Raw genomic sequence first — 8,168 nt, 5'->3', positions numbered from 1 at the left:
ATAACTTAGAACACTGTGCCCTAGATGGACTAACGCCCAATGAGGCGCTAGAAAGGGTGCAAAATGTGTGTGCCTAAAACACCCCGGCTTCCTTGTTTAAGGGTAACGAGTACTATATAATTAGTATGACTAATTTAATCTGACGTATGAAACTAACAGAAATTTTGAAAAAAAGTAAAACTAAACTGAGCCAGCGTAAAGCTTCAAGAAAAGAAATGACGGAAGAATTTTTTAGTGCTGATTTGTTGATTGATTTATACGTTAAACACAATAACATGATTGTTAAAGCCGCGATGGCTGGCGTTAACCCAAATAATTTAGATTTAGCAATTGACGATAATGTTTTAACAATAAGTGGTTATCGAGAAAACGAAGAAACTGAAGAGGGCGGTGATTACTATTATCAAGAATGCTATTGGGGTGGCTTTTCAAGATCGGTCGCATTGCCCTACCACACAGACTTAAAAAAAGTGAGCGCGGATATAAAGGATGGAATTTTAACTATAACTTTGCCCATTCATAAAGACTCAAAAAAAATACCCGTTAAATCCCGTGGAAATAACACTGAACTTGATTAAATGAAAAATACCTTTTTTAAAAATATAAAAGTTAAAATTCTTATTGTAATTTTTGTTTTGATTATCTCCGCAATTCCGGCCGCCTCATACGGTTATCATTTATTTCATCAAGGCAAAATATTGCCTGGTGTGAAAATTGGAGAAATGGATGTTTCCGGCTTAACACCAGCTGAGGCGCGTAAAATTTTATCTAATTATCAAAATAAAATTTTAGAAGATGGTTTACAATTTGTCTTTGAAGACAATCACATTAGCATAAATCCGATTGTTACAGGCATTGAAGACCCAGATGCCAGTTATTGGCTTTTTGACTTCGACATAGACCGCACCATTAGTAACGCTTATAACTTTGGCCGCGAAAATAATTTATTTTTTGATGCTTACAATCAATTACGTCTAGGTGTGTCGCCGGTAGTAATTCCTCTTGAAGTTAGCATTTTTGAATCTGAACTTTTAAATGCATTAGAAACTAATTTTAGTGATTTTGAAAAACCCGCATTAAGCGCCGAGTTAGTTTATGACGATGGTTTTGAAATAACTAGTGAAGTGCCTGGACTGGCGTTTGATTACAAAGGTATTTTAACTCAAATTAAAAATGATTTAACAAACGTTCGCTACGCCACGACCACCTTACAATTAGCTTACGATGAACCGATTGTAAAAAAGTCTCAAACCGATGAGGTTTTAAAATTAGCCGCGTCCATAGCCCAATCAGATTTGCCAAAATTAATTTATAAGAACCGATCCTGGGAACTGCCAAGTGAAGCCAGCACCACTTGGTTGAATTTACAAGCATTCGAAGGCCAGGTTACCTTAACGCTTGATGAGGAAAAAGTAACAAAATTCTTAGAAAATATCGCAAAGTCTATTAATACTGAAATGCAAAACGCAACTTTTGTTTTAAGCGATTCGGGTAAGGTTACCTCCTTTAAACCTCACCGTGATGGTCAAGAATTAAATTTTAAGAAAACTTATGACTTAATTACTACGTCTGTACTAAACTCAAAAACAGACGATATTGAATTACCAGTAGCGGTAGTTGAAGCTAACATAAAAACGGCCGATGTAAATGATTTAGGTATTGTGGAGTTGCTCGGTGAGGGACGTTCTGATTTTTCCGGCAGCCCTGTAAATCGTAGACACAACATCAGCGTTGGAGTTGCGGCCTTGAACGGCGTATTAATTAAACCAGACGAGGAGTTTTCATTAATTAATGCGCTAGGCGATATTGATGCTGCTAATGGCTACAGGCAAGAATTAGTAATCAAAGGTGGTAAAACAATTCCAGAGTACGGCGGTGGTTTATGTCAAATTGGTACTACTACATTTAGAACAGCGCTCGATGCCGGATTAAATATCACCCAACGACGAAATCATTCATACAGAGTGAGTTACTACGAACCGGCCGGCACTGATGCCACTATTTATGATCCATGGCCCGATTTTAGATTCATAAATGACACTGGTAAAAATATCTTGTTTAAGGCAGAAGTAAATCCGAATAACCAAGATGAACTTATTTTTCAATTTTGGGGTACTTCAGACGGCCGAGTTGCGACTAGAACCGCCCCAATTATTTATAATATTACACCTCCACCACCAACTAAATGGATAGAAACTACCGATTTGGACCCAGGAGAAACTAAGTGCACAGAACTCGCACATAATGGTGCTGACACCGTCTTTACCCAAACAATAACTTATTCGAATGGCGAAACTAAAAAAATTGACTATAAAAGCCATTATGTTCCATGGCAACAAGTATGCCTAAGGGGCGTTGAGGAATTATCTTCAGCCACCGAAAAAAGCGATGAGGTCGCAAGCGAAGAGGCGGTAGACAGCTTAAACTAACCAAATAAAAAAAACGGCTCCGGATTCAAGGAGTCGTTTTAGTTTTGTATTGACTGGCTACATTTTATTCAAAACTCTGCAGACAAGAAACATAATCTTTGTAAAAATCGAGCCGAAGCCAGATTAAGACAGAAATTATGTCCCCATGCTTGTCGTGCCTGCAGAAAGCTGAATGCTAGGAAATATATAAAGAACAATTTTTTGAATGTTGTCCTAGCTACCCAGCTTTCTACAGGCGCGGGTTCCTCCTGCTTCTGGCACAAGCCACACAGGTAGGTCGTCTGCAGAGTTTTGAATAAAATTTATGGTACATATGCCCAAGATAGAACCTGGACATAACAAAGTATAATATCATATTATTAAAAAGTTGTCAATAGAAGGTTGTTAAAATAAAAAATAAATAGCTAATTTTAGCCATTTTTATATTTAAACTTAGCGAATTATAATTGTTTTAGAGGTTGATTTTAATCCCTTAGTTACCTCAAAACAAGATTTCGGTTTATTAAAGTATTTACTTAACAATTTAATAAGCCTAGCATTAGCTTTACCTCGCTCAGCTAAAACGGTCAGTTTAATCTTATATTCTGTTTCAGAAATTTTAACAACTTCATCCCGGCTAGCTTTAGTAATCACTTTTACGTTAATTGTTTTCATTTGATTTTTAACTTTAGCTTAAACGGAAAGATGATCGTTATAAAAAATGCAAACAAAAATAAAGTTAGCAAAGATCCAAGGTGTAAATTTCTTGTTAGTAAAATAAAAATCCAAAGTAAATTAATAAACCAAAAACCAACCTGATGCCAAAAATGTTTTGTAATAAGCAGCAGTGGTAAAATCCAAACTAAATACCAAGGCATAATGTACCACTGCGCAAACAGCATAAAAGCAACAAAAACAAAAATACAAGCGTTAACTAATTTAGCAAATGACTTAGGCTGATATTTTAAAATAATTACTGCGTAAACAGTTAAAAATACTGCAAAGCCAATCCCTGTGACAATACGATATGGTAAATAAATCGACAGCAAAGCTAAAAATGGTGAGGCTTGGAACAGCCCGCGCAGGTTAAGCAAAAAAAATGTGCCGTCTAAAGTGTGCCAACCGTTCCAAAAAGGTAAGTAAAAGATAAAAGTCAGCCCTAAGACAATTAAAAAATGTTGCCAAAACTTTGAATACAATTTGTACGCACTATTTTTAACCCAAAAAATATAGCTAAAATGAAGCGGGAGTAAAATAATTGGAATAAACTTAATTAATACTCCAATCCATAAAAAAGTAAAGGCTATGTTAAATCTTTTCGCTTGCATATACCATAGCCATAATAAAACAAAAAATATCATAGCAATATCATTATGACCGTTTATCATTAATTCAACTAAAACGACCGGGCTAAGTATAAATAAAATAAACTTATTATATAATTTTTTATCGTTTAACTTTTGACTTAATTTTACAATTAAAAATCCACTGCCAAACACAAAGCTTGCAATTAATATTTTCATTCCAAGTATGGTGAAAACTAAATTATTTTTAAAAATAACAACCGGGATTGAAGATAGGTAAACCCAGGCCGGCCCATAACCAGTAACCAAATCTTTCCACTGCGTTAAATTAAAAAATAAATCGTTTGAAAAATCATTTGGTGTTAATAAATAAGGATTTTGCTTATAGACCGAAAATATTCTGGCACTAAAAATATAGTTAATAAAATCACTCGTCTGAAATGGATATTGGCCAAGCATCAAAACACTAATTATGATTGCGCCTAAAACCAAAAAAGAACCAAGACGATTCTTTGATTCAATAAATTTTATCCAACTATTCATTTGCCTCGCATTTGTTTCAAAATCTTCAAATTTTTAGGGTCATCTATAGGATTTTTTTTAGGTGTTTCCAAAATCAAATTTATCTTTTGCAGTTTGGGATGTTTTACTATGGCCTTAAATCCCTCCAAGCCAATAAAGCCTTTGCCCAAGTTCTCGTGACGATCTTTTCTTTCCCCCAATTCTGCTTTGGAATCATTACAATGGCTCATTTTTAACCTATTTAACCCAATTACTTTATCGAACTCTTTAAAAGTTGCGTTAACTGATGTTTTGGTTCGCAAATCATAACCTGAGGCAAAAGCGTGGGCGGTGTCAAAGCACACTCCTATTAATTTCGGTTTCCGCAACTTTTTTTCAACTCGCTCAATGATTTCAGCGACCTCTTCAAAAGTATCGCCAATAACACTACCAGCACCGGCAGAAATTTCAATTAAAAATTGAGTGTAGCCTTTATAACCTTTTAGCATTTTGGCTAAACCGTCAACCGTTTGGGTCATAGCTTTTTTTTGCCCCAAATCTTTAGCTGAGCCAAGATGTGCCATTAGATATTTTGTTTTTAATAAACTTGCCCGTTCTAATTCTTCGCGAATTATGCTGATTGATCCGTAGCTAATGCGATTGTTGGCCGAGGCAAAATTAATGTAATACGGCGCATGCACATACCATTCGGCTTGCTTATATTTTTTACAATTTGCAATGAAACGCTTAGCTAATTCGTCGGTAACTGGCTTGCCGGTGCCGCCTTGGGGGGGACGAGAAAAAAATTGAAAGCATTCTGCTCCAACTTCTGCCGCCCGCGCCGGTGCTTCAGCCATATCACCAGCCGCTGATACATGTGTTCCAAATAACATATCGATATTATAACACAAAAAAAATGCCATCCGGAATGATCCCGAAACGACAAGGTGTTATTTAACTAGTTTTTGACGCAACCACTCTATCACTTTGCGAGAGGCTAAGATGTTTGAAACGTAATCGCGGTACTCTGGGGTATCCAATTGCTTGGCCATGTCTGGATTGCCTTGGCTCATCGCCCGGGCTTTTTCAATTTCAGCTTCAATTTCTGTGTCGTCAACTGAAATATTTTGTTGTTGTGCGACTTCACGCAAAATTAACGCGCTCTTCACTCTTTCAATTGCGCGCGGTGCTAACTCCAAAGTTAGCTCTTCCCGAGATTTTTTTATATGATTTAAGTAATCTTCAAACTTACCGCCCTGCCGGGTAACATTCGCTTCTAACTCTTGAATCATTTGATTGGTTTCCGAAGACACTAATAAATCAGGCAATTCAGAAAACTTGGAAGCGTTAATTAAAGCTTTCATAATCGCTTCTTCTTGGCGTACTTTTTCTTTGGATTCAGCTTCAGCTTTTAAATTGTCCTTTATGTTTTTTTTCAATTCATCGGCGGATTTCATGCCCAAGCTTTTAGCAAATTCATCATTTATTTCTGGCAAAGAGCGCTGAAAAATAGCCAGCATTTTAATGCGATACTCAACTTCTTTTCCGGCGATTTGCTTGAGATGATAACTTTCGGGCATCGTAAGTTTAAATTCCTTAGTGTCGCCCACTTTCATGCCGATAACTTTTTCTTCAAAACCAGGCACAAAATGGCTGTCGCCCAAAATTAGCGGCAGTTTCTTTTGCGCGCCATGTTCAATCGGCACCCGGTCTTGAAAAACTTCCAAATCAATTTCTACCTTATCGCCCGCTTTGGCTTCTGTAGTCACGGCAATTTCCGAAGCTCTTAGCTTGCGTAAATTTTCTAAAGCAGTATCAAAATCTTTATCACTTACCTCGGCAGGTTTTGCTTCTATCGCAACCTTGTCTAAATCACCCAAAGTAACTTCCGGAAATATATTGACGGTTGCAGTGTAAATTAGAGAATTTTCCGGGGCTAACTTATCAATTTTTACTTGGGGCGAGCCAATTGTTCTAATTTTTTCATCTTCAAAGGTTTTGAGTAAACTTTTTTGCACTGCCAAATCTGCCGCGGCTTGCCATAACGGCATCTCGCCAACTTTTTTAATTACCACATCCATCGGCGCTTTGCCCGGACGAAACCCGGCTATGTCTTGCGTTTTGGACACGTCTTCAGCCGCGCGCTTCAAAAACGGCTGCATTTCTTCAGGCGAAATTTCAACCGTGATTTTAAGCTGGCCGCGAGGTTGTGGTTCTTGTTTGATTTGAGGCATAAAGAAATTGAGAATAAAAAATACCCTTCAGGGTTGTAGTTAATGCACCCCAAGGATATCAGAAAACTCTCAAAAAATCAAGGTTTCCGCTTATTTATTTTTCTTATTTATTTTCTTAGCCAAATCCAGATCTGATTGGCGATCGGCAAACCAAACATCGTCGTATTGAGGAAATTTTTCTCTATTCGCTCTTATATACTCCAACCACCTTTCAGCATCTTCTATTTTCCCTGCATCTATGGCTGCATTAAAATCGGCTGTTTTGCGCATTCCAAATTCTTCGAATAATTCTTGCTGCGATATATCTTGCTCTCGGTCCCTTACCCAATTTTCCCAAGTTTCTTGGTATTGAGGAAATTTTTCTCTATTATTTTTAATATAATCTAACCATTGGCGACAATCACCTACCCTGCCCTCTAATAAGGCCGCTTTAAATTCATCAGTTGTACCAATTCCAAACCTTTCCCTTAGCTCTTGCCTGGCTCTGGATTTCTTTTATTCTGGCGATATTTTCTCTTCAATCTCTATCATGTCAGGATCTTCACTAGCCCCCGCCATTGGATCCATGACAAATTTTCGCGCCTCCTCTGACACCCCGCCTTCGTTTTCTTTTCCCAGCATAATAAAGTAAATGATTAATTATTCTAAATCTAAATCTTTTTTGACTTCAATGAATTCGTTTTCAATGTCTTTGAGTTGGGCGCGCAGTTGTTTGATAAGCGGCGCGGCTTCTTTGATTTTGGCTAATTGCTCTTGCGGATTGGCGTCTTCGTTTTTATCAAACCAATCATAAATTTTTTGCAATTCTTCCAAGCCTTTTTTAACGTCAAATTTTTCTTTTTTGGTTGGCATACTATTTTCGTGTCATCCTGAGTGAAGCCGAGTCAACCTCGGGGAAGTGGAGACCCCATCATACGACGGAGCGAGAATCTCACCTAAACATCAATTAATAAATATCTAATTTACTGAATTGAAAATTTACTCGTTTAAAATTTATACTAACAAAATAACACAATAAATTGAATTAAACAAGTCTAATTTAGCCTAAATTACCCACTTTTATTACCTAAAACTATACTTTCCAGTTTTCTGGTATTACCGTGGCTTAGCAACCCTAGATATGATTGTAAAATTTCATTGTTGTTTCCTTTGATTTTTAAATTGCGAAACATTCGCCTTTTAGCCACTGTCCGCAATATTCGGTGATCCGTAAAGTTTACCCAACCCAAAAAGTCTACTCCGGAAGCAGCGGTTTTAATAAATATTTTATCAGGATGTAATTCAATCGACAGATGGTTTCCCAAGTACTTTCTTACAGCTGGCAAAATATTTTCAAGCCAGTCTTTGTTATGAGATAAAAAAACAAAATCATCGGCGTAGCGGATATAATATTGAGCTTTCAACTTATGTTTTACAAACTGATCAAACTCATTCATATAAATATTTACCAATAACTGCGAGGTGAGATTTCCAAGTGGCAGTCCTTTACGTTTTTCGGTTGAGTTAAAACTGGAAACAATTTGCGAGATAAGCCACGTAATATCATCGGCAGGAATATAACGATTCACAATATCCAAAAGTATTACCTGGTCAATTGAAGCAAAAAACTTCTTAATATCACATTTCAAAACCCACACTGTTCTAGTGTGGTTCTTCGAAGCTTGATAGGCAAAAGATCTAAATTGATTGAGGGCTTTATGCGTGCCTTTATTTTTCCGGCA

At 36.9% G+C, this 8,168-nt stretch carries 9 protein-coding genes; 2 read left to right on the top strand and 7 right to left on the bottom strand.

Annotation, left to right across the window (positions count from 1 at the left end; translation table 11 throughout):
* Nucleotides 1-146: 146 nt before the first annotated feature.
* A complete protein-coding gene (locus tag COT81_03155; GenBank protein ID PIS05067.1) occupies nucleotides 147-578 on the top strand; it encodes a hypothetical protein in 432 nt (143 codons plus the stop codon).
* Entirely contained in the window at nucleotides 579-2,429 is a 1,851-nt protein-coding gene (locus COT81_03150; GenBank protein PIS05066.1) for a hypothetical protein, read from the top strand.
* Nucleotides 2,430-2,861: 432 nt separating this feature from the next.
* Here COT81_03150 and COT81_03145 read toward each other — a convergent pair whose 3' ends face one another.
* The 7 genes from COT81_03145 to COT81_03115 all read right to left on the bottom strand — a co-directional run.
* The gene (locus COT81_03145; GenBank protein PIS05065.1) at nucleotides 2,862-3,083 is read right to left on the bottom strand and encodes a YggU family protein; all 222 of its coding nucleotides are present in this window, start codon (nucleotides 3,081-3,083) and stop codon (nucleotides 2,862-2,864) included.
* Entirely contained in the window at nucleotides 3,080-4,255 is a 1,176-nt protein-coding gene (locus tag COT81_03140) for a hypothetical protein (protein PIS05064.1), read from the bottom strand. The genes COT81_03145 and COT81_03140 overlap by 4 nt, the downstream gene beginning before the upstream one ends.
* Entirely contained in the window at nucleotides 4,252-5,136 is an 885-nt protein-coding gene (locus tag COT81_03135) for a hypothetical protein (protein ID PIS05063.1), read from the bottom strand. The genes COT81_03140 and COT81_03135 overlap by 4 nt, the downstream gene beginning before the upstream one ends.
* Nucleotides 5,137-5,163: 27 nt before the next feature.
* Nucleotides 5,164-6,447: a trigger factor gene (tig, locus tag COT81_03130; GenBank protein ID PIS05062.1), complete on the bottom strand. Its 1,284-nt coding sequence runs from the start codon at nucleotides 6,445-6,447 to the stop codon at nucleotides 5,164-5,166.
* A 90-nt stretch (nucleotides 6,448-6,537) separates the two neighbouring features.
* Nucleotides 6,538-6,717, bottom strand: coding sequence for a hypothetical protein (locus COT81_03125; protein ID PIS05061.1), 180 nt, complete (start codon nucleotides 6,715-6,717; stop codon nucleotides 6,538-6,540).
* 369 nt (nucleotides 6,718-7,086) lie between these two features.
* Nucleotides 7,087-7,299: a hypothetical protein gene (locus COT81_03120; GenBank protein ID PIS05060.1), complete on the bottom strand. Its 213-nt coding sequence runs from the start codon at nucleotides 7,297-7,299 to the stop codon at nucleotides 7,087-7,089.
* Between the two features lie 197 nt (nucleotides 7,300-7,496).
* Nucleotides 7,497-8,168 (bottom strand): hypothetical protein (locus COT81_03115; protein PIS05059.1); only part of this gene is annotated, 672 nt, incomplete at its 5' end.

The sequence above is a fragment of the Candidatus Buchananbacteria bacterium CG10_big_fil_rev_8_21_14_0_10_42_9 genome, assembly GCA_002773845.1.
Lineage (GTDB): Bacteria > Patescibacteriota > Patescibacteriia > Buchananbacterales > 21-14-0-10-42-9 > 21-14-0-10-42-9.
This window is presented reverse-complemented; position numbering and strand designations above follow the sequence as displayed.

Excerpts from the sequence above, each read along its gene's own strand:
- COT81_03155 (PIS05067.1), top strand. The coding sequence starts at position 147 with ATGAAACTAACAGAAATTTTGAAAAAAAGTAAAACTAAACTGAGCCAG.
- COT81_03150 (PIS05066.1), top strand. The coding sequence starts at position 579 with ATGAAAAATACCTTTTTTAAAAATATAAAAGTTAAAATTCTTATTGTA.
- COT81_03145 (PIS05065.1), bottom strand. The coding sequence starts at position 3,083 with ATGAAAACAATTAACGTAAAAGTGATTACTAAAGCTAGCCGGGATGAA.
- COT81_03140 (PIS05064.1), bottom strand. The coding sequence starts at position 4,255 with ATGAATAGTTGGATAAAATTTATTGAATCAAAGAATCGTCTTGGTTCT.
- COT81_03135 (PIS05063.1), bottom strand. The coding sequence starts at position 5,136 with ATGGCATTTTTTTTGTGTTATAATATCGATATGTTATTTGGAACACAT.
- tig (PIS05062.1), bottom strand. The coding sequence starts at position 6,447 with ATGCCTCAAATCAAACAAGAACCACAACCTCGCGGCCAGCTTAAAATC.
- COT81_03125 (PIS05061.1), bottom strand. The coding sequence starts at position 6,717 with ATGCGCAAAACAGCCGATTTTAATGCAGCCATAGATGCAGGGAAAATA.
- COT81_03120 (PIS05060.1), bottom strand. The coding sequence starts at position 7,299 with ATGCCAACCAAAAAAGAAAAATTTGACGTTAAAAAAGGCTTGGAAGAA.